Source organism: Rhizobium sp. PL01 (assembly GCF_033447125.1).
Classification (GTDB): Bacteria; Pseudomonadota; Alphaproteobacteria; order Rhizobiales; family Rhizobiaceae; genus Pararhizobium.
Window position 1 is genome coordinate 134,823 of the sequence record NZ_JAWQUM010000010.1, and the last position, 25,150, is coordinate 159,972.

The 25,150-nt window shown below is 58.6% G+C and carries 23 protein-coding genes; 4 read left to right on the plus strand and 19 right to left on the minus strand.

Translation table 11 applies throughout. The features are described from left to right. Positions 1-690: 690 nt before the first annotated feature. From R6X40_RS22545 to R6X40_RS22585, 9 genes are all read right to left on the minus strand, one after another. The gene (locus tag R6X40_RS22545) at positions 691-1,008 is read right to left on the minus strand and encodes a helix-turn-helix transcriptional regulator (protein WP_318416235.1); all 318 of its coding nucleotides are present in this window, start codon (positions 1,006-1,008) and stop codon (positions 691-693) included. Further along, positions 996-2,360 (minus strand): type II toxin-antitoxin system HipA family toxin, encoded by a 1,365-nt coding sequence (locus R6X40_RS22550; RefSeq protein ID WP_318416237.1) that lies wholly within the window; start codon positions 2,358-2,360, stop codon positions 996-998. Before R6X40_RS22550 ends, R6X40_RS22545 begins: the two co-directional genes overlap by 13 nt. 707 nt (positions 2,361-3,067) lie before the next feature. Further along, positions 3,068-4,564 carry an EAL domain-containing protein gene (locus R6X40_RS22555; RefSeq protein WP_318416239.1) on the minus strand — a complete coding sequence of 499 codons (1,497 nt, stop codon included), beginning with the start codon at positions 4,562-4,564 and terminating at the stop codon, positions 3,068-3,070. Positions 4,565-5,301: 737 nt separating this feature from the next. Further along, positions 5,302-5,589, minus strand: coding sequence for a hypothetical protein (locus R6X40_RS22560; protein WP_318416240.1), 288 nt, complete (start codon positions 5,587-5,589; stop codon positions 5,302-5,304). Positions 5,590-5,696: 107 nt separating this feature from the next. Next, a complete protein-coding gene (locus R6X40_RS22565) occupies positions 5,697-6,164 on the minus strand; it encodes an MgtC/SapB family protein (protein WP_318416241.1) in 468 nt (155 codons plus the stop codon). A 220-nt stretch (positions 6,165-6,384) separates the two neighbouring features. Beyond that, complete coding sequence (locus R6X40_RS22570; RefSeq protein WP_318416243.1) at positions 6,385-6,882, minus strand: ferritin-like domain-containing protein; 498 nt, start codon at positions 6,880-6,882, stop codon at positions 6,385-6,387. An 82-nt stretch (positions 6,883-6,964) separates the two neighbouring features. After that, positions 6,965-7,420, minus strand: coding sequence for a hypothetical protein (locus tag R6X40_RS22575; RefSeq protein ID WP_318416245.1), 456 nt, complete (start codon positions 7,418-7,420; stop codon positions 6,965-6,967). 60 nt (positions 7,421-7,480) lie between these two features. Next, complete coding sequence (locus R6X40_RS22580) at positions 7,481-8,092, minus strand: general stress protein (protein ID WP_318416247.1); 612 nt, start codon at positions 8,090-8,092, stop codon at positions 7,481-7,483. Positions 8,093-8,122: 30 nt separating this feature from the next. Further along, the gene (locus R6X40_RS22585) at positions 8,123-8,443 is read right to left on the minus strand and encodes a PepSY domain-containing protein (protein WP_318416249.1); all 321 of its coding nucleotides are present in this window, start codon (positions 8,441-8,443) and stop codon (positions 8,123-8,125) included. A gap of 258 nt (positions 8,444-8,701) precedes the next feature. Between R6X40_RS22585 and R6X40_RS22590 the strand changes: the two genes are divergently transcribed. Beyond that, positions 8,702-8,935, plus strand: a complete 234-nt coding sequence (locus tag R6X40_RS22590) for a DUF6894 family protein (protein ID WP_318416251.1) — start codon at positions 8,702-8,704, stop codon at positions 8,933-8,935. A gap of 325 nt (positions 8,936-9,260) precedes the next feature. On the opposite strand, the gene R6X40_RS22595 is transcribed toward R6X40_RS22590, so the two are convergent. Then, a complete protein-coding gene (locus R6X40_RS22595; RefSeq protein ID WP_318416253.1) occupies positions 9,261-9,530 on the minus strand; it encodes a hypothetical protein in 270 nt (89 codons plus the stop codon). 390 nt (positions 9,531-9,920) lie between these two features. Here R6X40_RS22595 and R6X40_RS22600 point away from each other — a divergent pair, with 390 nt between their 5' ends. Further along, positions 9,921-10,151 carry a hypothetical protein gene (locus R6X40_RS22600; protein WP_318416255.1) on the plus strand — a complete coding sequence of 77 codons (231 nt, stop codon included), beginning with the start codon at positions 9,921-9,923 and terminating at the stop codon, positions 10,149-10,151. Between the two features lie 80 nt (positions 10,152-10,231). Here R6X40_RS22600 and R6X40_RS22605 read toward each other — a convergent pair whose 3' ends face one another. The 9 genes from R6X40_RS22605 to R6X40_RS22650 all read right to left on the minus strand — a co-directional run bounded on the left by R6X40_RS22605 (position 10,232) and on the right by R6X40_RS22650 (position 23,821). After that, the gene (locus tag R6X40_RS22605; RefSeq protein WP_318416256.1) at positions 10,232-11,317 is read right to left on the minus strand and encodes a PHB depolymerase family esterase; all 1,086 of its coding nucleotides are present in this window, start codon (positions 11,315-11,317) and stop codon (positions 10,232-10,234) included. A 187-nt stretch (positions 11,318-11,504) separates the two neighbouring features. Then, positions 11,505-13,598, minus strand: coding sequence for a catalase (locus R6X40_RS22610; RefSeq protein WP_318416258.1), 2,094 nt, complete (start codon positions 13,596-13,598; stop codon positions 11,505-11,507). 376 nt (positions 13,599-13,974) lie between these two features. Next, positions 13,975-15,477, minus strand: a complete 1,503-nt coding sequence (locus tag R6X40_RS22615) for a mercuric reductase (protein WP_318416260.1) — start codon at positions 15,475-15,477, stop codon at positions 13,975-13,977. Between the two features lie 2 nt (positions 15,478-15,479). After that, positions 15,480-16,766: a glucoamylase family protein gene (locus R6X40_RS22620; RefSeq protein WP_318416261.1), complete on the minus strand. Its 1,287-nt coding sequence runs from the start codon at positions 16,764-16,766 to the stop codon at positions 15,480-15,482. A 47-nt stretch (positions 16,767-16,813) separates the two neighbouring features. Next, positions 16,814-17,515, minus strand: a complete 702-nt coding sequence (locus tag R6X40_RS22625) for an ROK family protein (RefSeq protein WP_318416263.1) — start codon at positions 17,513-17,515, stop codon at positions 16,814-16,816. Positions 17,516-17,532: 17 nt separating this feature from the next. Continuing rightward, entirely contained in the window at positions 17,533-18,909 is a 1,377-nt protein-coding gene (zwf, locus tag R6X40_RS22630) for a glucose-6-phosphate dehydrogenase (protein ID WP_318416265.1), read from the minus strand. 20 nt (positions 18,910-18,929) lie between these two features. Then, positions 18,930-19,937: a phosphogluconate dehydrogenase (NAD(+)-dependent, decarboxylating) gene (gene gnd / locus R6X40_RS22635; protein ID WP_318416267.1), complete on the minus strand. Its 1,008-nt coding sequence runs from the start codon at positions 19,935-19,937 to the stop codon at positions 18,930-18,932. Positions 19,938-19,987: 50 nt separating this feature from the next. After that, positions 19,988-22,396: a glucan 1,4-alpha-glucosidase gene (locus R6X40_RS22640; protein WP_318416269.1), complete on the minus strand. Its 2,409-nt coding sequence runs from the start codon at positions 22,394-22,396 to the stop codon at positions 19,988-19,990. Between the two features lie 789 nt (positions 22,397-23,185). Next, a complete protein-coding gene (locus R6X40_RS22650; RefSeq protein ID WP_318416271.1) occupies positions 23,186-23,821 on the minus strand; it encodes a DUF4158 domain-containing protein in 636 nt (211 codons plus the stop codon). Between the two features lie 131 nt (positions 23,822-23,952). On the opposite strand from R6X40_RS22650, the gene R6X40_RS22655 reads away from it, so the two are divergent. Next, positions 23,953-24,216, plus strand: a complete 264-nt coding sequence (locus R6X40_RS22655; RefSeq protein ID WP_318416273.1) for a hypothetical protein — start codon at positions 23,953-23,955, stop codon at positions 24,214-24,216. A 55-nt stretch (positions 24,217-24,271) separates the two neighbouring features. Then, positions 24,272-25,075 carry a DUF3800 domain-containing protein gene (locus tag R6X40_RS22660; protein WP_318416275.1) on the plus strand — a complete coding sequence of 268 codons (804 nt, stop codon included), beginning with the start codon at positions 24,272-24,274 and terminating at the stop codon, positions 25,073-25,075. Positions 25,076-25,150 lie beyond the last annotated feature (75 nt).

Below are 25,150 nucleotides of genomic sequence, written 5' to 3' on the forward strand. Positions count from 1 at the left end.
GCATCCTACACATGCTTTGCCCTACAACCGGAGAGCGGGATCGGCATGACAAAAATTCTGAAATCTTGGTTCGCGAAACAGCGCGGTGTGATCTACGGCGGGGGGCAGACGGCCGTGGCACGCCCTTAAGCCGCTGGCTGTTTGCTGCAAAAGTTGCAATCCTGCTGATTACCCTGGCTGCCTCGCAGTCTGGCCATGCGCCCTGAAGTGGCAGCAAAGATGGCGTAGATCGTTGCCAACGCGACACGTTCATCTTCAAGGACGGATCGGTCAGTGCCAGAAGGAAATCCTGCACAAGCTACATGGGAGGTGTCGGCCTGTTGAGTACGCCGCTACAGGACATGCAGGCGGGGCGCAGGACTGCTCTTGCCGGTCTGACCGATACTGCGTTGGCCCTCGGGTCGGCGCAAGATGCGCAGGTCGTTCGCGTCGTCCAAACAAGGTCGATTTCAACGGCATTGGGATTGTATGGTGTTGGTCGTCGAGGAACTGACGCGTGGTAACTTGGCGTAGCCGAACCTATTGCGGCCTTGTTCGCCGGGGGCCATTTTCGTTCGTAGGTATCCTATGGAAGCCGTATTGAAGTCCGGTCGCTCTGCCAACACAGCCGCATTGTGAAAAGCGAGACCGCTGTCAAGGTAGCCATCACGACTGAGTCGTGATTGTCCTGGACGATAGCGCTGGGCTTGTTCAGGGCTTCTGCTCTTGTGGAGGTAGTCCTGGCGGACCGCTGCCATCCTTCGGGACGAATCCAAGAGAAAACCCGAAGAGCTTTCCGATCTTGTGCAGCGTATCCATAGTGGGGTTGCCCTTGCCGGTCTCGATCTCGGCGATCTGTCTCTTGGTTATCCCCGTGAGTTCGGCGAACTTCTCCTGCGTCAACCCGAGGGACTTCCGAATATCGAGGACCGCTTCCGGCAAACGTAGCTCGGCCGTGGCCGCGCGCTCTCTTACGCGCTGACGCAGAACCCGGATTTCCTCTCTGGCGAGTTGCCTCATTTTAGGCATGGAGAATTCCATGTTGTCACAAGTTCATGTCTGCGTTTGAGGGCTCCAAGAACCCCCTCGCAGACAGTTATCAGGTTCGCTGCCGCTCGCTTCGAGACATTGTTGCGGATGCCGAATTCGTTGAGATCGCCCAACGAAAGTATATGTTCCGCAAAACCACCGATTTCGTCCAACAACCCCATCGTCTTACAAGGGTCGTCGGGAAACACCGCCTGACATACCTCGAACCAATCGGGCGCGGTATCCCTATGCGTTTCCCTCATCGCCGCCCAGCGGGTCGATCGGGCAGTCCCCTCGACAGCAAGGCGCATTGGCGCGAAGTCAAACAGTGGCGCTAGACGTACGCTGCCATCCGGTCCCTTTGAAAGAGCCGTGTTGCGACCGTGGTTGTCAGGGTTGCCGAACGCCCTGTTGGCGATGTCCCTTTTCACGTACTCGACGATGTCAGTGAAGGCTTCGTCGGAATTGCCACGGAGAACATCGATGTAATCTTCGTGACTTGCCAGATGGCCGAAGTCCGCCACGCCGAGCGCCGACACCATGCTCTCCTGGCCAAAGCGCAGCAGTCGCCCGTTTTCCACATGCCGATCGAACCTGGGGATGACAAGGACGCCCTCCGCGTACACCGAAGGTTCGTAGACATGCAGACCAAGTTCCTGCGCCAGCCTTGAATAGCCTGCCTCGCCTTCCAGAATCAGTCGGTCCTGTTCGTCGCGGCTCCTGAGGAGCTTCACGATGACGTGCCTCACAGCTTCGTCGTCGCCGACGAATGCATCCGGATAGTAAAGCCCGTCAGTGGCCAAGGTCATTGCTGCCTTAGGCCACTCTCCCTGAAGGCCGCTCGAACCCGACGCGATCATCCCGAACCTGTCAACGACTTCGACGAAAAGCTCCGATCTTTCCAGGATGTCCCGCTCAGTCACGCCGACGCGGCGTACGGCAGCGAGCCGCAGCTCCTCGGCCTCGGCCGCCTCTTTGATGCGGATATTGCCGATCGGATTGCCGCCCGCGCGCAGAAGCAGCGGTAGATCGGACTCCCGCGCATCGACACCTATACGCAGGTGGCCCGCAAGTTTTCTCCGTGCATGACCTTGCGGCATCAGGTCAAGCATGAATGGCGGCCATGTTTGGCGGTAATATCCAGCTAAGCTGACCGGATAGTTTACCGACATGGCTCTCGCGTCCGTGACGGATTCCTCGTGATGGAAGTCGGTCGCTGCCTTGTCTATGAAGTAGTCTACTTCGTACTCGGCAACCGAGGGCCCCTTATACCCGAGGCTATCGTCCATGATCCGCGCCACTCCGGACACGTGCCACTCGCCCTGCCAATAGGTTTGGAACGTTAATTGCATATACGGTCCCCTATATGGGTTCTATATGCCAAAGAAAGACTTTAAGCAACCCTTATAAGGATCTTTTAAGGATTTGGCCGCGCTTGCCGATTGGATGTATCTTCATGCCGCCCTCATGAACGCAGTTCATAAGCGCTGTAAGTGACAAGATCGCTGAGCACCGCTACGTCGTCACATCGCACTGCTTACGTTACCCTATCCGAAACCGGCCGCCTTGTTTCATTTCCCTGGCCGCGCCCTGGCCTCAAGCTGAACTACAATCTGTTCACCGGCTAAAGCCGGCGCGGGGAAGCCGCGTCGCAGCCCGCAAGCTCATTCACGCCGGAGATGAACTCCGTCCAATGAATATCGACTTCAAAACAACTTGTGGGCCACCCGCCGGCCGCAAGACCGTTACCTCGATGGATTGCACAAAAAAATAATTGGACGGTCAAAAGGACAGCGTATGCCTTATGTCATCGCGCTCCACCACATCGCACCCAAGCTCACGCGTTCCGGTCTGAAAAGACGCTCTCCGAAAGGGTCGATCACATTTTCTGTTTCTGCGTCGTAAATCATGAAGTTCTATAAATCGTCATATGCCGCCTACTTCAGTGAATCCAGTGTGTTAGAACTAAGTGGTGAACCAGGGGCGTTGGTTCGAAGTCGTTCAAGGCGGAGAGGCGGTGTCTCGATTTTGGGGAAGCGTCGGATTTGCTGAAGGGAGGTTAACGTTGGATAAACCTCACAACCTCAGGCGCTGATCCGAACTTCTGTTTGTTCGACGTGTGAAATTCAATGAATTCCTTCGCGGGGAGTGGCTTCGAAAAAAGCCAACCTTGTGCAAAATTCACACCATGTGCCCGCAGATACGCCGCTTGGATTTCTGTTTCGACGCCCTCCGCTACCGAGAAGAGCGCCAGTTCCTGTGCCATTTCGATGATGTGAAGAATGACAGAACTCGTTGCGGTGTTCTTGCCGATGGTATCAACGAAGGACTTGTCGATCTTGAGCGCATCCATCGGTAGCCCCTGGAGGTATTGAAGGCTCGAATATCCCGTTCCAAAGTCATCGATCGCCACCGCATGTCCGGATTTGCGCGCCCTGTCGACCATTGCCCGCGCTGCGTCGATGTTGATGAAGCCGCGTTCCGTGGCTTCGAGCCAGATTTGCGCCTTATGGATGCCCGTGTGCTCCAGCCGTTTGTCCAAAAAGTCGAGAATGCGGCCGGTCACGATGTCTTCGGCACAAAGGTTGATCGCGATGTGGAGAGTACGGTCGTGGACGAGCAACGAATTGAGCTCGGTGATCACGGTTTCGACAACTTGATCGGTGATCGGGACGATCAGCCCCGACTCTTCGGCCAAGGGAATGAACAGATCTGGCCGCACGAGGGTCCCGTCTGGTCTACGCCAACGAACCAAAGCCTCCGCACCGAAGCAAATTCCAGACTCCAGTTGTATGATGGGCTGGTAGTGGACGATGAACTCTCTGTGCCTGACCGCAATTTCGAGCTCCGCCTTGGGCGATAAGCGCTTCTTCGACATCCAGTAGACGATGCCAACGGTGAACAGTGCGATAAACACACCGATCGGCAGGAATTTGGTCATCTGGTTCTTGAACTGGGCAACCTGAAGAGATCGAGGCTCCATGACCACCACGACCAGGCCATTTCGCCTGACCGCTGTATAAAAGTGCGCGGCACTAAGGCCGCTCTGCTCTTGCCCGGCGAGCCTGGTCGCAAGCTCTACGTCCGGATCGTTGAGTGTATTGATGACGAGCCCGTTATTGTCCATCAAGGAGATGGCCATCGTTTTGTCGACGATCACGTCTACGAAGCGGGAAGGAACCACCAGAGCATTATAACTGCCGAGCTGTAGCGCGGTCATCTGCTTTCCACGGCTTATGATCGGCCTTATCCTCAGAAAGACCTCCATCCCGTCGGGCGCCGTGAAATCACCCTGTGTCTTTGCAATTCCGGCAGGCGCAAGTCCCCAAGATGTGCATTTGAGGAAGCCATTTTCAAAATAGCCAATCTCTTCCACCGCGGGAACGTTGATCGTTTCCGTCCGCATGCGGGTGATGTGCTCATTTGAGCAGGGCAGGAGATTGGTCTTCTGCATTGCCTTGATTGCGCTGCGGGCATCTGCGAACGTCACATCCGCGCGTGTGATAACCCTTGACGCAACCATTTCGAGGACGCTGAGTTCCTTTTCGTTGGCCACCTGCCACGATATCCAAGTCATCGCGGCGATCGGGATTATCACGCCGAGTGCGCCCAAAAGGACTGCGAGTGTTATAACGCGCCGACGTCTTGCTTTCATAACCACCTCGCAACCACGAGCCGTCTATTGATCGCAGATTAAATGTCTGCAAAACTTAACGATCACCTTCCGGCCATCGGCGCCGGATTGGGCATCGGCTATGTTCAACTATAACATGCAGGCTTTTCCCATCGATAGACTTACCGCAGCCCAAAAAGGAAATTTTTGAGATTTGGCTTTGAAGATGGCAAACACATTCATCCCGGCCCTTTTCAAATTTTACCCTTTCTTGCAATGTTTTCGGAAAGTCGCGAAGGTTTGGGTGACGTTCAATGCCAGGTGAAATGGACGGGCTCTAATTCGCGAGATCTGTCGCCGCGCGGTGGCCCGATACGTGCGTCATCGACAGCGTCTGTAGCAGTTATGCCTTCGGAAGGGTCTTTACCGCTGACCGCTCGCTACATCTGCAAGCCGATCAACGGCCGCATGGCAAAGGATGTGCTGCAAGTTCTGCCGCGACGACTGATCGGAATAGGTCTTGGGAGCCCGATCAATATCGATTTCGTGTTCAGTCGTCATGCTGTAGCGGAAACTGTGTCCAGTAGTTTCCTATCGTCGAGGTTACCGGACTACCCCTTGACCGTGGCCAATTGGGCTTACACCAAAGCGGTGAGCCATAACTACCCGCCAACTGGCATCTAAGCTTGTGGCCTTGCCTGCTGCCATTCTCGTATGTCATCCGACTGGACCCAGATTGTTTTTTCCTCGCCTTCTCTGCCGCGCTCGAGCTTAAAAGTTGCGATCTCGATGAAAGACTGCAAATGATCTAGAAGTCGCTGGTCGTCGGCCAGCGGAGGCATGGATATGGCCTCCAAGGCCTCCTTTGTGACAATGACGAGCCAATCGGTTTGTCCATCGGTCATTGCGACATGCCCGTTCTCGTCTCGCAAAAAAGGCTGCATATTCTGCCGGAGAATGAGCTTCATTTGGCTTTCCCGTCGCTTCTGATGTTCCGTACGTTCGTGAAATGGCCCAACCCGTAGAAAGCCCATCCCATTCCGGTTGGTAACTTTCAAGACAATCAGATCGCAATCTATTTTCCGCGGGTTATGTCGTCTTCTTGGTCTGACGACTTCATCGTAGAACCTAGCCGCAGTGTTAGAAAGGTCAGGACAGATAGCACGACGGCAATATCGTAGGCACCCAACCCTACCGCTGTGCCGACGGCCCCGGTCGCCCAAAGGCTAGCTGCGGTCGCTGTGCCACGAACGTTGCTTTTGACGACCAGGATGGCTCCGCCTCCGATAAAGCCCATGCCGGTGATCAGACCTTCGACAATGCGAGCGGTCGCTTCCGGGTTGCCGTGAACGAGGGATTCGGTTGCCTGTATGAAGCCGCAACTGGCAATCGCGACCAGCGGAAATGTCCGCAATCCAGCGCTACGTTCACTTTTTTCCCGGTCCCATCCGACTGGAAGAGCCAGTATGTAGGCGGCGATAAGGGCAGTGAGGTGAGGGACGATGTTGAACGAGCCGCCAATGGCGGACAGTTGGTCCAGCAATTGAAATCCTTTCGGTACATAAAATCGCGGAGGCGGAGTGGGGCGTCGACCAGCGTACATTGCGCGACGGAGAAGGGTTGCTCGGCCGCATTGGCTGACATTCCATGCATTGGCCTGTGTTGACACACCTCAACGCGGCCGCCTCCACAAGCCCAAAAGGGACGGAAAACGGCGGTGCCGTCCCTTCAGGGGTAACCGGATCAGTCTTTCAAAGCGACGGTTATCCTTCGGCTTTCTGGTTTACGACCGAGGTCGCAATTCCAGTTAAAGCGATGTCCGTTGCCTGCTCCTCATCGAGCGTCGTCTGAAGCAGCTTGGCCGCATCTTTCATGCCAAGTTCCAGAGCCCAAGTGCGCAGGGTGCCGTATCGCGCCATTTCATAGTGTTCAACCGCCTGTGCGGCGGCCAGAAGGCCAGCATCGAGCGCCGGTGAGCCTTGGTATTCCTCCATGATCTCGTCGCCTTCGTCGGTGATGCCGAGAATGGCTGCACATGTTTTCTTTTCAGGCTTCTTGCCGATGATCTTGAACACCTCTTCCAAGCGTTCAATGTGCACCTTGGTTTCGCCCAGGTGTTTCTCGAATGCCGCCTTTAGCTCCGAATTTTTCGCCGCCGTGTGCATCTTCGGCAGGGTGGCAACAATCTTGTTTTCGGCGAAATAGACATCCTTCAGGGTGTCATGGAAAAGTTCGTCAAGTGTCTTTGTGGTTTTGGCCATGATGGGCTCCGTCAATTGGTCGGCCGCTGGCGGGATTGCCGCGGTCAGTTTCAATCTCGCTGGTACGCTGCAATTTCGATGTTCAAAGCTGGGTGGGCTTGATGGTGTCGACCGGGATTTCACCTTCCAATACACCCCGTCGAACGTCTTCTCGGCCGCGTTCCACCTCGATCACGGTGTAGAGTTTCTCGTTGCGAAACGAGCTTGCGTGGGTCGTCGTGACCCCTCCCGCAGGGGAGGCGTCAATTTCCATAAAGTCCAGCTCGCGAGATGCGGCGACTATCCTGGCATCCCCGGTTGTCCGAGCCGCAACCAGAACCTCACCGTAGCTGGGGGCGTTATCCCAGTTCGGGTCATCGGGTGCTGCAAGCGGAACCAGCCGATAGATGTTCAAGACCTCGCCGACGACGTCTGATCCGATCGTCACCGCATCTTGTCTTTGCGCCTGGCTCTCGGTCGACAAACCAAACGTCGTATCGCTTGAACCGTTTGACGGGCCTGACCCGTCGTCACCGCCTGTCCGGGTATTGTTCGACATAGGATGCCTCCCGTTTTGGAAAGTGAAGCGGGCCGCTCGGCACGGCCCGCCTCGTTTGGATCAGAGAGTACGACGCGGATAGCGGCCGCGTTCCTGCTCGATTTCAGCTGGGCCGAAAGGTTCGGCAGTTTCGTCGAAGTTCGTCCAGCCCTGCTGCGAATACGCAGTCCGGCGTTCGTCGGGATCGACCCAGTTCGACTGCTTCAGGATTGCTTCGGCTTCAGGCTGGAGGTGGTCTTCGACCTTTGCCGTGACAAGAGTACCACCGCGCCGCACGCCTTCAGCGTAGACGTGAGCGTGATCTTCCGGGACGCCGGATGCGGTCATCGCACCGATGAGACCACCGGCCGCTCCGCCTGCAACGGCGCCACCCACGGCACCAAGTGCTGTAGCCGCAAGCCAACCGGCCGCCACAACCGGACCGACGCCGGGGATGGCCATGATGCCGAGACCTGTGAGCAGGCCACCTGCGCCGCCCACCACCGCGCCGATACCCGCTCCGGTGCCAGCCCCTTCGGCCGCGTTGGTTTCGTGGTCACCGTCCTTGTAACGACCGTCTGCATTGTTGGAGACAATGCTGATGTCGTCGGAGGGAATGCCGCGGGCTTCCAAAGCGCGGACCGCAGTGCTTGCATCGCTATAGTCGTCAAACAGACCAGTTACCGTTTTCATGATGACATCCTTTCAACGCGTTTCCGCGGATTATTTCGAGACGATGTTGCCTTGGTAATCGAGCGAGACGGCGACCGGTTTGCCGTCCTTCGTGCCCATTGCCTGCCAGATGCCCTTATCGTCGAGCTTCATATCGCTGACGGCGCTATAGCCAGCGCCTTCGATGCGCTCTTTGGCCTGAGCCTCCGTGAAGGAATTGGCGCCCTCGACGGGTGCCATCGTGTTCGTCGTGTCGGGTGTTGCGACCGCCGGCGTATCGCCGTCCGCCGTCGCCGGAGGGGTTGCGGTCTGGGCGAACGAATTCAGGGCCGACGCGCCAACGAGCGCAGCCGCAAAGAACAGCTTTTTCATTGTTTTTCCTCTACATTTGGCACTTCTTTCGAGCCACAGCAGAAACTTGCAACGGTCAATTTTGTTCCGAGGGGGCAGGGTATTTTCCCTCGCGCGACCGCATCGCCGCACGGAACCAACTTCCCTGGTTGGTGTTCATCATAAGTGCCGCCCCATGGTCACCCGACCAAGGTCGGACCTCAACCACGGCGTCCGATATTTGTGGCTGTGGATCGTCCAGCCTGTTCGCAAGCTATGCAATCATCTGAAAGTGTGACGATGCCAAAGTACTTCTTCACAATGGTGGACAACGAGGGCACAACCCATTCGGAAGGCGCACTCGATTTCGAAAATCATCAAGTGGCCGAAGCTGAGGCCATCAAGGCACTCGCTGGGATGGCGAATGACGACCTTCCCGGCTATCCGTTATATTTGCTTTCGGTCGAGGTCTTCGACGAATTCAAACAACCGATTGTTGAAGTCCGGCTTTTGCTGGAAGTCATTCGAAAATAGCGATCTATGGCTCCGGCTTATGTTGGACGCCGAGTGGGTCAGGGCTTTTACCGCCTGGGCGAAGCACGCTTTTCGGACGCGCGGCCCATCTTACCCCGACATAGCTTCCGAAGACTACGCCTGCCATGCCAAACGGACTTGCTGCGAATATCTGCGCCAGTCCTGCAGTCCAGCCCGAACCTGAGGTCACAAGAAACGCGAGACGGTAGCCAGCCGGAAACAGGAAGCATCCGAATACGACGGCTAGTCGAGCTTCGTGGTGGTATTCCACGCAGGTGTTATCAACGGCGCGTCGCATGTGACACGCCTTTCCGGGGTTGGCTGACTAAGGGGTTCGGGGTTCCATCCTCTGGCGATCGTGATTTTCAATTGCAAGCACGGCAAGTTCTTTGGTCGGGGCAAAACCTTGGCTGATACGATCATGGCCGGTGTCTGATCCGATGGCATTTGACCAGACCCACCCGCTGAGTTCAGCGTTTCCGTCGCGAGATACCCGGCCGATCATTCTTTGGCCGTCATAGCCGACAAAATCGCTGCCTTTGGAAAAGTCCATTGGAACCCAATGGTAGAATGGGGAAACGCTGTCGGTCTGCATTGTTTTCTCCGCACCTTTGTAAGTGCAAGTTGAGGGCTGCCAGTCTTGTCGAGCGTGGGCAGTTCGCCAGCGGCGGGCTATTTCGCGCGCTTCCTGACGTCTTCGATACACGAAACGTCACTTGGCAGATGTTCGTTCCCTAAATCTGGAAAGGGTGGGGTGGCTGCCTGCCGCTTTTTCGAATGAAGGGTAGTCGCCCAGGGCGCATTATCAACATCAGCATCAGCCGTCGAAGCCTGATATCCAGATGCTTGCCCTGTCTAAGAAGGATAAAACCCTTGCCGCGTATACAATTGGCGAAAAAATTGACCACCATTGCTATTATCGGCTCCGGCCCGACCGGGATTTATACGCTAAAGGGGCTGATGGAGAGCGACGGAGCCTCTCTCCGTGACTGTCTACGAGGCGAACGCCGATCTGGGCAAGGGTACGCCTTATCATCCCCGGGCAAACGATCGGGCGATGCTGGCCAACATCGCCAGCATCGAGCTGCCGCCCGTCTGCGAGAGCCTGACAGTGGATCCGGCGTCGTTTGTGCTGGGTATTACGAGCGCAGCAGAGCTCGGCAGTCTCGCCGCAGCTGCCATCATCGAAGACGTGGATGAGCGGCGTTTGGGGTAGAGTGCGTCCGTCAGCTGTCTTGAACGGACGGCTTTGCCCTGTGGGGCAGAACCGTCACCGACGACCAACCATTGGTGTGGTTACTTCATAAGGCCAGCCGATCGAAGAGCCCCTTCGATGACATCCTGGATTTCAGAACCTTCGCCCGCAGAGCGACGCTGGTTGGGCAGGGGCCGCGTAGAACTGACGTCGTCTGCAACAATCCTTTTTTCGAAGGAGGGGGTCAAACCCCAAGATCGAGCGATGTGAACGGTCGAGGAAATACCGACATCGATCATGTAAGGTGCGCTGTGACCATAACCGCTCGCAGTATCGAGAGGCGTTCCGTGAGCCATTCCCTTGATGCGGTAATATTCGATGGCTTCACGGCCGGACGCATCCAACCATGTCTCTTTTGTTTGGCCGTCTACAAGCTCCGATCGGACTGCCTTTGCCCCAACAGCGTGGACGCCAATCCATTGGTCGATGATCGCTCTCGCGTTTGCCTCCACGACGGTGTTGTCCGATGTCCCTTGCCAGACGGAGATCGTTGGCCAAGGGCCAGTGTGCCGGCTGGCTTTGCGCACGTTGGCTTGTAGAATTTCACGTAAGGGAAGGCCATGGCCGCGCATGCGGTCAAACGCTTCCGGGACAGTTGATGCGACGCCGTGCGGAAGACCGGCAATGATCGCGCCGCCGGCAAAGACATCGGGATAGGTGGCGAGGAGAGAGTTTGCCATTGCGCCGCCTGCCGACAGGCCCGTTACATAGACGCGTTTGGGATCGACACCGTGCTGTTTTACCATATCGGTGACCATCTCCCGTATAGACAACGCTTCCCCGTGCTCTCTGGTTACGTCATCAACATTGAACCAGTTGAAACAGAGGTTGGCGTTGTTCTGTCGGGACTGCTCGGGAAACAGCGCTGCGAAACCATAGTCGTCGGCCAGTTTCGACCAGCCGGAACCGAGGTCGTAACCTGCCGCTGTCTGGGTGCAGCCGTGCAGCACCACGACGAGCGCAGTGGATTGTTCGCGCCCGCGGGGAACGCTGTACCACCCGGTCAGTTGGCCTGGGTTGCGGCCTGTGATTTCCAGCTTGGACAAGGTGTTGATAGGGGAAGAGGAGCCAACTCCGCCGTTGCGGTACCGGGCCAGCCGTTCGATCGTATCGGAAATGGTTCTCATCGCAGACCTCGATTGTGCGGAAGGCCTACCGACATCCCGATATTGAAAGGTAATGCTGCACTGCACAATTACAAGAACCCCAACCGCAAGCGAACTGAAAACCTTTGGGGAGAGCCGGCTTCGCCCCAACTTGACAATCCGCAGCACATCGCGCTGCGGATTTCTTGTTGGCTTGTGGCTGCTTGTTTTATGCCAGCATCCTCACGTTCGGCTCACGATCCCAGTAACGTTTCGCCGCCGCCCTTAGGAAGCTGGCGTCTAGTGGCACGACGCCATCGCCCGGTTCGACGCCTGCCTTGTCTAACAAGGGCTGGGCATCTGGGTTGCTAGCGACAGCCTTGAGGTGGCCAAATGCATCCATTGCCCACTGTATGGCTGCCCCTTGTTTGAGCAGCATTTTACAGCCATCCCCGGACAGTAGAATTGCGACCGCATCGAATATCTGAGATGGTGATCCAGCCAGTTGCCCATCGGCCTTTATAACTTGACCGTCGGATAGAACGACCTTTCCGACTTTTGGCGCTACAACGAACGGGGTTGCGCCAGCCTCCTTTATATCGGTGATCAAACCCTTGAGTATTTTGGCATCGCTGCCGTCGGCGATCAGAATTCCGATCTTACGTCCCTCGATCGTCTCTTTCATATTCTTCTGGATCGACAAGGCTGCGGAAGCATCCATGTCGATTGCGTCACGCGCGGGCGGGTTTTTCTTCGGCATATCGATGCCAAGACCATCTGCCACTCGCTTCGCCAGGTCTTCATCGACGTTGAGAAGGTTTCCAACCATGCGGGGCGGCACCTGCTCCAAGGCGACCTTGGAGAGCTCGAAGACAAAGGACGATGCGATGTGCGCCTGTTCCGATGGTGTCTGCGACTTCCAAAAAAGGCGAGCTTGGCTGTAGTGGTCTGCGAACAACTCAGCACGGACACGGAGCTTGTCTCCCTGTTCTTCAACACCAGACGATTTCTCAAAAGTGTGGAATCCGGTCACCGGACACTCGCGTGGGCCACCGTCTTCGCCGTGCGCTGACAAGCTATTGGGCTCGTAGTTCGCCCTGCCTTTCGGCACGTTCATCTGCATCTGACCGTCGCGCTGGAAGTTCATCACAGGACACTTCGGCGCGTTGATCGGAATCTGGTGGAAGTTTGCCGTTCCGAGGCGCGACTTTTGCGTATCCAGATAGCTGAAGAGACGACCCTGAAGCAAAGGATCGTTCGTAAAATCGATCCCCGGCACGATGTTGGCCGGACAGTAGGCGACCTGCTCAGTTTCTGCAAAGAAGTTGTCGGGGTTGCGATCCAGCACGAGGCGTCCGACGATCTTGACCGGTAGAACCTCCTCCGGGATGAGTTTAGTCGCGTCCAGTACATCGTAAGGCAGGCTGTTGGCGAACTCTTCGTCAAACAGTTGCAGGCCGAGCTCCCATTCCGGAAAGCTGCCGGACGCAATTGCTTCGTAAAGATCACGACGATGAAAATCATTGTCGGCTGCCTGGAGCTTGAGCGCCTCATCCCAAATGACCGATTGGATGCCGAGTTTTGGCTTCCAGTGAAACTTCACGAAGGTCGACTTGCCAGCTTCATTAACCAGGCGGTAGGTGTGGATGCCGAAGCCTTCCATCGTGCGTAGCGAACGCGGAATGGCGCGGTCCGACATTGCCCAAGTCAGCATGTGGGTTGTCTCCGGCATAAGAGACGCCCAGTCCCAGAAGGTGTCGTGGGCGCTGCCAGCCTGTGGATAGGCGCGATCCGACTCCATTTTCACCGCATGCACCAGATCGGGGAATTTCATGGCATCCTGGATGAAGAACACAGGAATGTTGTTGCCGACGAGGTCCCAATTCCCCTGTTTCGTATAAAATTTGACAGCAAAGCCACGCACGTCACGTGGAGTATCAACCGACCCCGCACCGCCAGCAACGGTGGAAAATCGCACGAAGACGGGTGTCTTCTCACCCTTACGCTGGAACAGATCCGCCTTGGTGATACCGGAGAGATCTTGCGTTAACTCGAAATACCCATGTGCCGCCGATCCGCGGGCGTGGACAATCCGCTCAGGAATGCGCTCGTGGTCGAAATGGAAGATTTTCTCACGAAGGACGAAGTCTTCGAGGAGCGTTGGTCCTCTGGACCCCGACTTGAGGCTGTTCTGGTTATCCGAGACCCGGATGCCCTGGTTGGTCGTCAGATGGCCCTCTGCGCTGTGAGAACCCTTTTCCGGCACTCGCTGATGGGTTTCGCCGCCAGCGCCAAGCTCATTATCGAATGTTTTTTCAACCATTTGCGTCTCGCCTCCGAACCGTCGAGAAGACAGAATTGTCATCCTCGAACGTCCAATTTTGTGGATTGCTGGGCCGCCACGCAGTTCATTTCGACGAAGAACAGTGTTCTGTATGAACTGAACCTTTGGGACGAGCACATCGAGACTAAAATGCGCGCCGTTCGCAAATGTTCCGAACCAGTAAGCTCGGCGGGCTTGCTTCCTTCGAACCTGCAGGCCTTATCTTGGCCCCTGGCGTCGCAGCTGTATTCCTGAAAACTTGGAAAACTCTTGCCGATGCCATCCACCGAGGGCCGGGCGACAAAGCAGGCATGACGCATCGTTGCAGGGGACAGATTTGCTGCTCGCCCGCTTGGCAGCCGGAACAGGATTTGGCCTATGCCTCGCCGGCGGAGGACAGCCGGGCCGCCTTGTCGAAATAGCGCTGGTAGGCCTGTGCCGCAAGCATGATCGCCCCGGACTGCGCCGGATAGGTGTGGACTACCTCGGCAAGCGCCGTCATGCCGATGCCGGTGCTCATGATGACGGCCATTTCATTGATCAGTTCGCTTGCCCGAGAGGCGACGATGGTCGCGCCGAGGATCTTGTCGCTGCCTTCAGCGACATGGATCTTGACGAAGCCGGCCTCCTGGCCATCCGTGATGGCACGATCAACATCGGTCATCATCACGGTGAAGCTTCTGATCGGGATGGATTGCCGGCGGGCTTCCCAGACATGCAGGCCGATATGGGCGATCTCGGGGTCGCAGTAGGTGCACCACGGAATGAGCGAACTGTCGTGCCGCTGGCGCCCCTGCGTCAGCGCAGTCTGCACCGCGACGCGTGCGGAGGATTGCGCGGTATTGGTGAATTTCAGCGGCAAGCAGACATCGCCGGCGGCGTAGATGTCGGGGTTGCCGGTCCTGAGGAAATCGTCAACCGTGATGCCGCAGTCCGTGTCGAACGCCACGCCGGCCACCGCAAGATCGAGCATTTCGACATTGGGCACGCGCCCGGCGCAGACGAGAATTTCATCGGCGGCGATCTCGCCTTTCATATCGTAGTTGAGCGTCTCCAGAACTTTGGCGTCACCGTCGCGCCGTGCGCCGGCGACGGTGGTGTTCAGGCGGATGTCCATGCCGTCGCGCGCCATGGCCCACGAAAGGATCTCGGCCGCGTCGCGTCCTTCGCGGGGGAGGAATTTCGCGCTTTTCTGCACGATCGTCACATGCGAACCCAGCCGGCAAAAGGCTTGGGCCAGCTCGCAGCCGAGTGGACCGCCGCCAATGACGACAAGACGTTTCGGCAGTGCCGTCATGTCGAAGATCGTCGAGCTGGTGCGATACTCCATTCCGCCGAGGCCGGGAATGTCGGGGATCCTCGGCCGCGCACCCGTGGCGACGAGCGCCTTTTTGAATGTCAGGCCGATATCGTTGACGAGAATCGTATTCGCGCTCGCGAACCGGGCGGCGCCGAACAAGATGTGCACGCCAAGCGCTGCGAGTTGTTCGACCGAATGGTACTCCGCTATACGCGTCCGGATTCCGCGCATGCGCGCCATCACCGCGGCGAAATCGAGAACGGGTTCGCGCGGAATGGGCACGCCGAACCCGTCGGTCTCGCGCATCAGGTCATAGGCAAGCGCGCTGCGGATGATCGCCTTCGACGGCACGGAGCCGGCGTTCAGCGAATTTCCGCCCAGACGGTGGCGCTCGATGAGTGCGACGGAGAAGCCGCGCCGCGCCGCCCATTCGGCCGCCTCCAGCCCCGCCGGCCCGGCACCCACGATGACGAGATCGTAGACGCCTTTCGGTTCGGGGTTGGTCCAGTCCTGCGGCCGCACGCGCCGCAGCAGAAGGTCTTCATTGTCCGGCCTTGTCCGTGGTGCACTGTCTTGCATGTCTATAACCACCCGCCGTTGAACCCGGCCCGCGCCAGACCGTCACGCACATATCCGCAGCGCCGGATGATGTTCCAGATGAGGCCCGTGCGATGATTCTCGATCGTCATTGCGAGCAGGCCCTGGTCGAGCCCGTACCATCCTTCCGAAAGCCAGCCCTCCGAACCACAGCGCAGCGTCGGGTTGAAGCCGCTGGAAAAGCGGTCCGCGGTGCAGACCTGCGGGTAGGTTTCGAGAAGGTGGCGGGTGCCGGAAAGCGCGGCCTCGGCGGCATAGGGCAGCGTTGCCAGCATCGCCCAGGGCGAGATCGTACCGTCGTCCGGGCCATAGGGCACGCCGCGCGACATGTAGCCGTAGAACCGGCGGTCCCTGCCGCTCTGGCGCAAGGCCGGCACCGATGGGCCATCGCCCGCCGTGACACCCCAGAAGTCGCGGCTATAGCCGGCGAACTCGTAGGGATTGCGCTCGCCATAATCGCGGTGGATGGCGATCGTGTTTTTCGTGTTCTCGAAATAGTCGCTGTTCTTTTCCCGCATGAAGGCATCGCGGATGCCGCGAAAGTCGATCCAGGCATGCGAAAACAAATGGGTGAAAAGCGGGCCGGAATAGAGCACGTTCCGGTCCATCAGGTTTTCCCACTGGTAGGTCAGGCTCCAGGTCTCGTAGCAGCTGGCCGTCAGCGGGAAGGTCGGCGAGCCGAACCCGAGGACATACAGGATCAGGGCTTCGTTATAGCCCTCCCAGCCATAGTGGAGAAAACCGCATTCGGGCTTCCAGCCTTGCGAGAGGCCGGCGGTTTCATTCTGCGCCCAGCGCCAGTCGACGCGGCGGTAGAGCGCGTCGGCATGCTCGCGAATTTCGCGCTCCTCGTTGTCGCCGTCGAAGTAGCCCGCCGCCACGAGGATGCCCGCTATCAGCAGAGCGGTGTCGACAAGCGAGAGTTCGCATTGCCAGACGCGCTTGCCCGTCTTCATATCGAGAAAATGATAGTAGAAACCCTTGTAGCCGGTGGCGTCGCTTGCAGCACTTTGCGTGCTGCGGGCAAAGAACCGCAACACCTTGAACGTGCGGGCCGCGGCCTCGGGGCGCGACATCCAGCCGTTTTGCACGGCGACAGGATAACAGGACAGCGCGAAGCCGACGACGGCAATGCTGCACGGCGAGCCCGGACGGGACGTGTCCGCGACGAGGCCGGTATCCTCATCGGCATAGTCGACCAGATAGGAGAAGGCCGCCCGCTGAAGCCGTTCGACCAGCGCCTCGTCCGAAAGCAACCTCACGCCGTCCATAAAACCTGCCCTGACAATGAATAATCGTAGCCGATCATGCGATACCGTTACACATGCAGGGACGCGTCCTTCCAGATGCGGAAGCCGCCGATGAAGGCGCGGGTGTTGTCGCCGCGCAGCGCATTTGGCGGCAGGTCGTGGAGATGTTCGACATTGCCGCCGCCGATGACGACATAGCCCGGCAGCAATGCCGCACTCAACAGTTCGGTGACGGCAAACACCGCCTTGCGCCATTTTTTCTTGCCGCGTTTCTCCAATGCCGGTTCGCCGACATAGTCCTCGAAGGTCTTGCCGTTCTTGTAGGGCAGATGGCCGACCTCCATCGGAAGACAAACGTTTTCGACGATCATGGCGGTTCCGAGCCCGGTGCCCAGACCGAGGAAAAGCATGCGCGCGCCTTCGTAGCTGCCGATCGCCTGCATCATGGCGTCGTTGACGATTTTGACCGGCTTGCCGAAGGCCTTTGCGAAATCATGGCCTGTCCAGCCGGCACCCAGATGGACCGGATCCCTGAGAGGCTTGTTGTCGCCGACCGGTCCCGGATAGCCGATGGAGACCACGTCATAGGACCATCCCTCGGCAAGGGATTTGACCGCCTCGACCATCTGGACCGCCGTCATGGCGGCACCGGATTCGACACGACGCTCCTCGTCCTCGATGCTCGTCCTGATCTTCACATGCGATCCGCCGACGTCGATCGCCAGAACGATCGGATCCTTGGCGGTTGCGCCGTTTTCTGCTTTTTTCATTCGATCCATCCGTCGCTTCAATCAGAGGTCTCATGCCATCCGTTCGGCGGCCCGACGTTTTTCATGACCTCGCGAGGCCCCCAGGTGCCGGGTTCGTAGACAGCCGGCGGCGAGGGATCATCGAGCACCGGCGCCACGATGCGCCAGGCGATCTCGCTCGCATCCTGCCGCGTGAAAAGCTGGGCGTTGCCGTTCATCGCATCGCCGATCAACCGTTCGTAAGGCGTCATGTCACCACTGTCGTCATCGACCGCGAAAAGCTCGATCGGCTCGCCGACCATTGCATCTCCCGCAGCCTTGCGCCGGGCACCGATCGCCACCGCCACCTGCGGCGAGATCCGGAACCGCAGATAGTTGGCGTCATCTGGCGTGATCGTGTCGAACACATCGAGCGGCGGGCGCTTCAGGCGCACGACGACTTCGGTCACGTGGACCGGCAGGTTCTTGCCGGCGCGAATGAAAAAGGGAACATCCTTCCATCGCCAGGTATCGACGTGAAAGCGAACGGCCGCAAAGGTCTCCACCGGAGAGTTCGGCTTCACGCCCGGCTCTTCGAGGTAACCTTTGAATTGTCCGCGTACCACATCGGCCGGCTGGAGCGTGCGCACCGCCTTCAGCACCTGCACCTTTTCGTCGATCAGGTCGTCAACCGTGCGGCCCGCGGGCGGCTCCATCGCAAGCAGCAGCAGGACGTTGAGCAGATGGTTCTGGATGACGTCGCGCAGGCATCCCACCTCGTCGTAGAACTTGCCCCGGCCTTCCACGCCAAAATTCTCCGCCATGGTAATTTCGACGGATTCGACATGGTTGCGGTTCCAGATCGGCTCCAGGAAGGAATTGGCGAAGCGGAAATAAAGCAGGTTTTGAATCGCCTCCTTGCCCAGGTAATGATCGATGCGGAAGATCGATTTCTCCGCGAAGGCCACATGCAGCAGGCTGTTGAGCCAGCGCGCCGATTGCAGGTCGCGCCCGAAGGGCTTTTCCACCATCAGCCGGCCGCCCTTGGCGAGGTCCGATTGCTGCAGGCCCTGCACGACCACCTCGAACATGCTGGGCGGCACGGCGAGATAGAAGAGCGGTCGCTTGCAGGCACCGATCGCGGTTTTCAGCGCGTCGAAGGTCGACTGGTTGCGGTAATCGCCGCTGACATAGATCAGCAGCGAGGCGAGCCTGGCAAAAACCGCCTCGTCGATTGTCCCGACAGCGTTGGTGATGCCGTCGCGCGCCCGCGCGGTCAGCGTGTCGAGCGGCCAGTCGTCAAAGGCGATGCCGATGATCGGTTCATTGAGATTGCCGCGCGCCACCATCTGGTAGAGCGCGGGAAAAATCTTCTTGTGTGCGAGGTCCCCCGTCGCGCCGAACAGCACCAGCGCATCACAACGATCGTCCGTCATGCTCATCTCCTGCAATGCGATCAGTCCTTCTTCTTCTCGACATGGCCGCCGAAGGCGAAGCGCATGGCGGATAGCAGCTTGTCGGCAAATTCGGATTCGCCTTGCGAACTGAAGCGGTCGAACAGCGCCGAGGAGAGCACTGGGGCCGGTACGCCGGTGTCGATTGCCGCCTTCAGCGTCCACCGGCCCTCGCCGGAATCCGAGACGCGTCCACCGAAATTGGCAAGCGCCGGATCGTCCTTCAGGACGCCTGCCGTCAAGTCGAGCAGCCATGAGCCGATCACGCTACCATGGCGCCAGACTTCGGTGACGGCGGGGAGGTCGATGTCGAACTGATAATATTCCGGGTGTTTGAGCGGGCTTGTTTCTGCGTCCGCCTCGCGCTTGCGCTTGCCGGCATTGGCAGCTTTCAGGATGTTGATGCCTTCGGCATAGGCCGCCATCATGCCGTATTCGATGCCGTTGTGGATCATCTTGACGAAGTGGCCCGCGCCGCTCGCGCCGCAGTGAAGATAGCCTGATGATGCCGTATCTCGGGTCCCCGAGAGTGTTGTGCCCGCATCGGCGCCGGGGGCAAGGCTTGCGAAGATTGGATCCAGATGGCGCACCGCCGCCACCGGTCCGCCGATCATCAGGCAGTAGCCGCGGTCGAGCCCCCAGACGCCGCCGCTGGTGCCGACATCGACGAAGCTGATGTCTCTCGGTGCCAGCTTGCTGGCGATGTCGACTGCATCCTCGTAATGGGAGTTGCCGCCGTCGATGATGATGTCGCCGGGCTGCATCAGCGCTGCAACCTCGTCGGCGATCTTGCCGGTGATCGCGGCCGGCAGCATCAGCCATATGCAGGCGGGCTTGGAAAGCTTGGCGACAAGATCCTCAATCGAGGTCGCGCCGGATGCGCCGTCCGAGGCAAGCGCTGCGACGGCCCCCGGATTGATGTCGTAGACCACGCAGTCATGGCCGTCCTTCATCAGGCGGCGCACCATGTTTGCGCCCATGCGCCCCAAACCCATCATGCCGATCTGCATAGCAACGTCCTTTCTGGATTGAATGCCTGTCCGCCGGAGCTTCAAATTCCCTAATCCGGCGCGATGATGACTGTGAAATTCGTGCCTTCCCAACGTCCGGCTTCGACCCAGAAGACGGTGAATTCGAGGCTTGTACCTTCCGCCAGCCCGGACGCGGGGATTTCAACGAGGTGGATGCCGAAGGCATTGCCGCCCGTCGCGCTGTCATTGACGGTCGCCCACCCATCGGCGCTCCAGCGGACGTTCGCGGCGGCCAAGAGTTCGATGCGCAGCAGCTTGCCTTGCGGGATCGTGCGCACCTTGTTGTTGAAGCGCCAGGACCGGAAGGGCGCGGTGGTCCTGTTCTTTATGTAGCGCTCCGGCCCTTGCTGCGGCATGTCGAAAACCTTGCCGTCGCGAAGCGAGCGTAGAAGCTTGATATATTCCGCATGCGCCCAGACGAGCGGCATCGCGCTGCCGGACGGACCGCCGAGATGCAACTCCCGTTCCGGCATGTCGGCGCCGTCCCAGACCTGTTCCGGCAGCAGCCCGCCGACACCTGCCGATGCGGCAAAGGTTCCCAGCAGGTCCATTGCGGATTGCGGCCGGCCGGCGGCGAGTTCGTAATGCGCCCGCTCGCCTGCGAGCAACGGCCACGGCCTGCCCTGTCCCGTCCCGTCGAAGGGCGCGCCGTTGGCATGTTCGCCGTAGCCATCGTCGGTGTAGCGATACCAGAGCGGCCCTTGCGGGAGGTTGGCGCGCAGATGCGCATCAATGAGCTTCACGGTGTTGACGATCCGGGGATCGTCCGCCGCCCTGAGGCCGAAGCGCACCAGCGCCAGTGCATCGGGGCTGACGATCAGGTCGGGCGCCCGGTCGGTGTCGTCGGGCGGGCGGTTCTTGATCGGCACGAAACCATCCTTGGGGGAGGCTGCATCCGCGAGATCGGCCGGCGCGATGCGGACATAGTAGCCGTCTATGCCGAGTTGGGCACAGCTGGCGGTGCGGCTCACATAGGTCCATTTCTCGATCTGGTCGTTCCAGCAATCGGCGGTCTGCCGGGCGAAACCGGCGGCCTCGCCCTTGCCGCAGGTTTCCAGAATGTCTGCGGCGGCAAGCAGCGCTGCAATTTCCACGGCGAGCGTAAAGGGCGAGTAGCCGCTATCCTCTTCCCACCGGTCTTCGCCGGTGACCGGCCCGTTCTGGACAAGGTAGGCGGTGGCGCGTTCCACCATGGGCAGATAGGCGGCAAGCGCTTCGCCGGCCAGGCAACCCATGCGGTGCAGCGCGTCGGCAAGCAGCAGCGGAAAGCCGCACTCGTCCATCTGGATGCCGTCCCAGTAGGTCGTTCCGTCGAGCCAGGCGTTTTGCGGCCAGTGGCCGTCGGCCTCCTGTATTGTCCGCAGATAAGCAAGGATTTGAAGCGCATCGTCCGTCAAGCCGGCTGCAAGGAAGCCGCCCGCCGTTTCGACCAGATCACGCGGCCAGACGAGATGATAACCTCCGAGATCGTCATCGCCCTTGCTGGATCCCCAGGGGATGGAGAGGCTTGCGACGGCGGGCCCGGGGAAACCGAGCGAGCGGTGGGTGCCGAGCACGGCCGTGCTTGTGCGATAGAGGTTCGCGCCCTTGTGGCCGGGCTGGTCGAGCGGCAATAGGCGTTTTTGCCAGTCGCGCCATCCCGCCACATAGGCTGTTGCAGCGTTGTCGTAGCCGTCGTTGAGGCTCGCAAGCGCATTGTAGCCCGCTTCCTCAGGCGTCGGGCCGAAGGACAGCGCGATCACCGCGGTGTCGTTCTCGTCCGTGAAGCCGATTTCTGCGGTGAGCGCGACATTTCCATCCGTCGCGTTCTGGTATTGGAGACCGAGCCGTCCCGAAACCGATAGGCGCCGCCATCCATCCGAAGCGCCGACATAGTCTGCAGACGCCTCCCGCCATGGTAGGGAGCATGCGAGCGCCAGCGATTGTCCGCGACCGGACGCAAAGAGCATGCGCACGCCCTTGTAGTCACCGATCCAGGCGGAATTGCCCATTCCAGCATTGACGAGATGCGGAGCCAGCAGCGCATAGACGCGGTAATCTCCGGCCTTGCCCGACAGCGGCGTGAAGCGGATATTTTGCAGAACCGTCGGCCGGCGCGGATCGGAAAGAACGCGCTTTTCTATAACGTAGGCGCCATCGAGCGCGGTATTGGTGAGATGGAAGGCGGGAACGCCATCGTGGAACCACGCGACGTCATGCGCGGCGTGGCGCTTCTCCTCGGAGAAATAGCCGTCATCCCGTGTAATGACCAGACCGAGATCGCGCGTGCAGGCGTGGTCGAGACGCGGATGATAAACTTCGTTGAGGATGCCGTGGCTGACGGTGAACCAGGTGCGTGATGCCGCCGAAAGTGCCGTGCCGACGCCGCTCTTTGCGCTGGATGTCCAGCGGGCGGCAATCCCCGGTGCGCCCGGTGCGGGCACGTTTGTGACGGGCATTCCAATGTCCCTCCACGCTTTGCAACCGCAAATCAGCAGGCGGAAGTCTGGCAACGCAAGTTATGTCGCTTTTTCGCTGAGCGGACAACTGTTACATTCAACGCCTCCAAATCCCGTAGGGACAATATCCTGTCTGGATGGCGCCCGTTTGGTAATGCGCTTTTGGACAGCATTTGCGCTTTGCTGGAGGGGTGCATTCTCGTCTCCGGCCTTCAGATAGGCGGGACGCTTTGCGCTCGTTTGATTGCAGACCCGAGAGGGGACGGCGGCGGCGGGCGAGCGATCCAAACAATTTGCTGTGAAGCGCTGATCGCGTTCAGGCGGAATGGGGCTTCGGGCGAAATCCCGAGCGGAAGGCTTGCCACTGGCTTGAGCCTCCAAGCGGCCAGAAGTGGATTGACGTTGGCTGCGGCAATGGAGCGTTTACAGAAACTCTGATCTCTCGTGCTGTGAGGGCGCGCAGCGTGTTTTCACCCATGCCCTCGTTGACCAGCTGGCGCAGCGTTTCGACATCCTAGTCAGTCAGAAGTTCGGCCAACTCGTCGCGGCGTTCCATTGGCAGCACAGCGGCGATGGTGTCGAGCGCGTTTGCGCGCAGATCGACGGGATCTTTCGAAGGGGACGGTTTGGGCACGGCAACACTCTGGATCGACGGTTTTCGACGGCTCTGGGACCGTGCTTAGCACCGACAGCGCGGAAACATCACCGCCAGAAGCCGTGCTGAGAGACGACGCTGAGGTTTCATCGAGGTGAAATTCGTTGTTTTGCTCGATGATTTGTGACATTTCTTTATGCGGTCACCTCCAGAATGTTATCCAGCGTTGCCCGCCCTGCGTCAGCCTTCATCGCGTTGAAGCCGGTCGGTCCATCCGCGTCAGCAATGGAGCTTTCCATCGATGCGACAGTTTCGGCGGTAAGCGCTGCGCTTACCTCTTGAAGCCAACCATCCAGATATTGTTGCCGCTGCGAACGAACGAGCCGTTCAAGCTCCTTGGCAGACGGTCCATAGATATTGCGATCTCGGCACCAAAGAAACACCGCCTCAAACATACCGCTGACGGATTGTCCGGAAGGGCAAAGCTCACCAATGATCCACCGAGAAAGCGCTTCCCGGTCTCGTCGCGTCATTCGGCGAAAGCCGAGATACTGTAAAATCTCGGCGCAACGCCAACGGACAGTTCTCCCGCCGAAATCATAGCCGGACAGTTCGTCGGCTGGGACGCCGATTTGCTCTGCCAGGTATTCGGCAGCATCATGCGGGACCAATGTGCCATCGTCAGCGAAGAAACCACGAGCGCTGAAAAACTTCAACTGCGCGGCCAAGCCGAGCCTCGTAGCCGCCGGTTTAGAATTGATGAAATCAATGTCGGCGAAGGTCAGGCTCCATTGGCTGACAAAATCCGAACTCGAAATACCCGTACTCATTAAAACGCTCCTCAAATTGAAGCGCAATCTCACGAGCGAGCGCTTCTCAGGTCAATCCTGCAAGCCATGTTCCCACAACGTTCTTCGAATTGGCCGAAATCACAGCTTCGGGCCGACTGGGCCAATAAGCTATGACCTCCCGCATCACCGACCAGGATCACCCCTTACATGAAATTGAGCAGTTCGAGCGTGAGCGTGCTGCCCAGAGAGAGGCGCAGCATATTGTCCTGACATGGCTGCAAGCCATCGCAACCGCCCACAGCACCGGCGAAGACCTGGCATTGCTGGGGTACGGGTCCGAAGGCATGGATATCATCCTGGTGGGCGCCAAGCTTGAAGGCAATCCACCGATTGAATACCTGCAGCGGTTGATAAGTGCCGGAAATCCGGTTTGATCAGCGTGTTGGAAGAAAATGCGGCAGCCGGCAAGGATTTCGCTATAAGGCAAGTATGGTAGCACTTCCTGAATATCACCTCTTTCTTGACGACACCGGCAGCCGGGATCCGGACCACAATCCTGTGGCGCGCCGCGACCGTATGGACTGTTTTGGATTGGGCGGAATCCTGATCAAGGAGGAGGATGTTGATACTCTGAAAGAGCGGCATGCGACGTTCTGCGCGGCACACGGCATTACCTATCCGCTTCATTCGCATAAGATCCGTGGTGGCCGAGAGGAATTCGGCTGGCTGAAAACGCCAGAAAACGCCCGTGTCTTCTTTCCGGAGCTTGATGCATTTATCATGGGGCTGCCCATCATCGGCATTGCCACGATTATCGATCGCCCGGGTTATCTGGCCCGCTATCAGGAAGCTTACGCCGAGCGGCTGTGGCTGATGTGCAAAACGGCCTATTCCATATTGATCGAGCGCGCCGCGAAGTATGCGGACAGCCAAGGACGTGTTTTAAGGGTGTTTTTCGAGGAAAGTGGGAAGCACGAAGACCGCGATCTGATACAATACGCTAAGGCGCTGAAGGCTGAAGGCATGCCGTTCCAGGGCAACAACGCCGGCGCCTACGAGTCTCTTACGGCGGAAGATTTTCGGCGGATTGTCATGGGCGAACCCAAACGGCGAACCAAAAAGGCGCCGATGTTGCAGGTTGCGGATCTTATTCTCTATCCCATAGCCAAAGGCGGCTATGATCCAACCTATCGACCTTACGTCGATCTCATGGCGGCCGGAAAGCTGATTGATGCGCTTATCCCGCCGCAGGATCGCCCAAATCTCGGGATAAAGTACAGCTGTTTTCCATGAAAAAAGGCCCTCAAAGGGGCCTTAATCCATTTCGGCCAGCGCTGGGCGCTGACCCCGGAGCGTTGCTCTGATCTG

Bases quoted from the DNA above. Each gene is read 5' to 3' on its own strand.
- R6X40_RS22570 (WP_318416243.1), bottom strand. From the start codon at position 6,882: ATGGCCAAAACCACAAAGACACTTGACGAACTTTTCCATGACACCCTG.
- R6X40_RS22595 (WP_318416253.1), bottom strand. From the start codon at position 9,530: ATGCAGACCGACAGCGTTTCCCCATTCTACCATTGGGTTCCAATGGAC.
- R6X40_RS22545 (WP_318416235.1), bottom strand. From the start codon at position 1,008: ATGCCTAAAATGAGGCAACTCGCCAGAGAGGAAATCCGGGTTCTGCGT.
- R6X40_RS22560 (WP_318416240.1), bottom strand. From the start codon at position 5,589: ATGAAGCTCATTCTCCGGCAGAATATGCAGCCTTTTTTGCGAGACGAG.
- R6X40_RS22640 (WP_318416269.1), bottom strand. From the start codon at position 22,396: ATGCCCGTCACAAACGTGCCCGCACCGGGCGCACCGGGGATTGCCGCC.
- R6X40_RS22655 (WP_318416273.1), top strand. From the start codon at position 23,953: ATGACCTCCCGCATCACCGACCAGGATCACCCCTTACATGAAATTGAG.
- R6X40_RS22580 (WP_318416247.1), bottom strand. From the start codon at position 8,092: ATGAAAACGGTAACTGGTCTGTTTGACGACTATAGCGATGCAAGCACT.
- R6X40_RS22575 (WP_318416245.1), bottom strand. From the start codon at position 7,420: ATGTCGAACAATACCCGGACAGGCGGTGACGACGGGTCAGGCCCGTCA.
- R6X40_RS22650 (WP_318416271.1), bottom strand. From the start codon at position 23,821: ATGAGTACGGGTATTTCGAGTTCGGATTTTGTCAGCCAATGGAGCCTG.
- R6X40_RS22605 (WP_318416256.1), bottom strand. From the start codon at position 11,317: ATGAGAACCATTTCCGATACGATCGAACGGCTGGCCCGGTACCGCAAC.
- R6X40_RS22625 (WP_318416263.1), bottom strand. From the start codon at position 17,515: ATGAAAAAAGCAGAAAACGGCGCAACCGCCAAGGATCCGATCGTTCTG.
- R6X40_RS22585 (WP_318416249.1), bottom strand. From the start codon at position 8,443: ATGAAAAAGCTGTTCTTTGCGGCTGCGCTCGTTGGCGCGTCGGCCCTG.
- R6X40_RS22550 (WP_318416237.1), bottom strand. From the start codon at position 2,360: ATGCAATTAACGTTCCAAACCTATTGGCAGGGCGAGTGGCACGTGTCC.
- gnd (WP_318416267.1), bottom strand. From the start codon at position 19,937: ATGCAGATCGGCATGATGGGTTTGGGGCGCATGGGCGCAAACATGGTG.
- R6X40_RS22615 (WP_318416260.1), bottom strand. From the start codon at position 15,477: ATGCAAGACAGTGCACCACGGACAAGGCCGGACAATGAAGACCTTCTG.
- zwf (WP_318416265.1), bottom strand. From the start codon at position 18,909: ATGACGGACGATCGTTGTGATGCGCTGGTGCTGTTCGGCGCGACGGGG.
- R6X40_RS22590 (WP_318416251.1), top strand. From the start codon at position 8,702: ATGCCAAAGTACTTCTTCACAATGGTGGACAACGAGGGCACAACCCAT.
- R6X40_RS22620 (WP_318416261.1), bottom strand. From the start codon at position 16,766: ATGGACGGCGTGAGGTTGCTTTCGGACGAGGCGCTGGTCGAACGGCTT.
- R6X40_RS22660 (WP_318416275.1), top strand. From the start codon at position 24,272: ATGGTAGCACTTCCTGAATATCACCTCTTTCTTGACGACACCGGCAGC.
- R6X40_RS22610 (WP_318416258.1), bottom strand. From the start codon at position 13,598: ATGGTTGAAAAAACATTCGATAATGAGCTTGGCGCTGGCGGCGAAACC.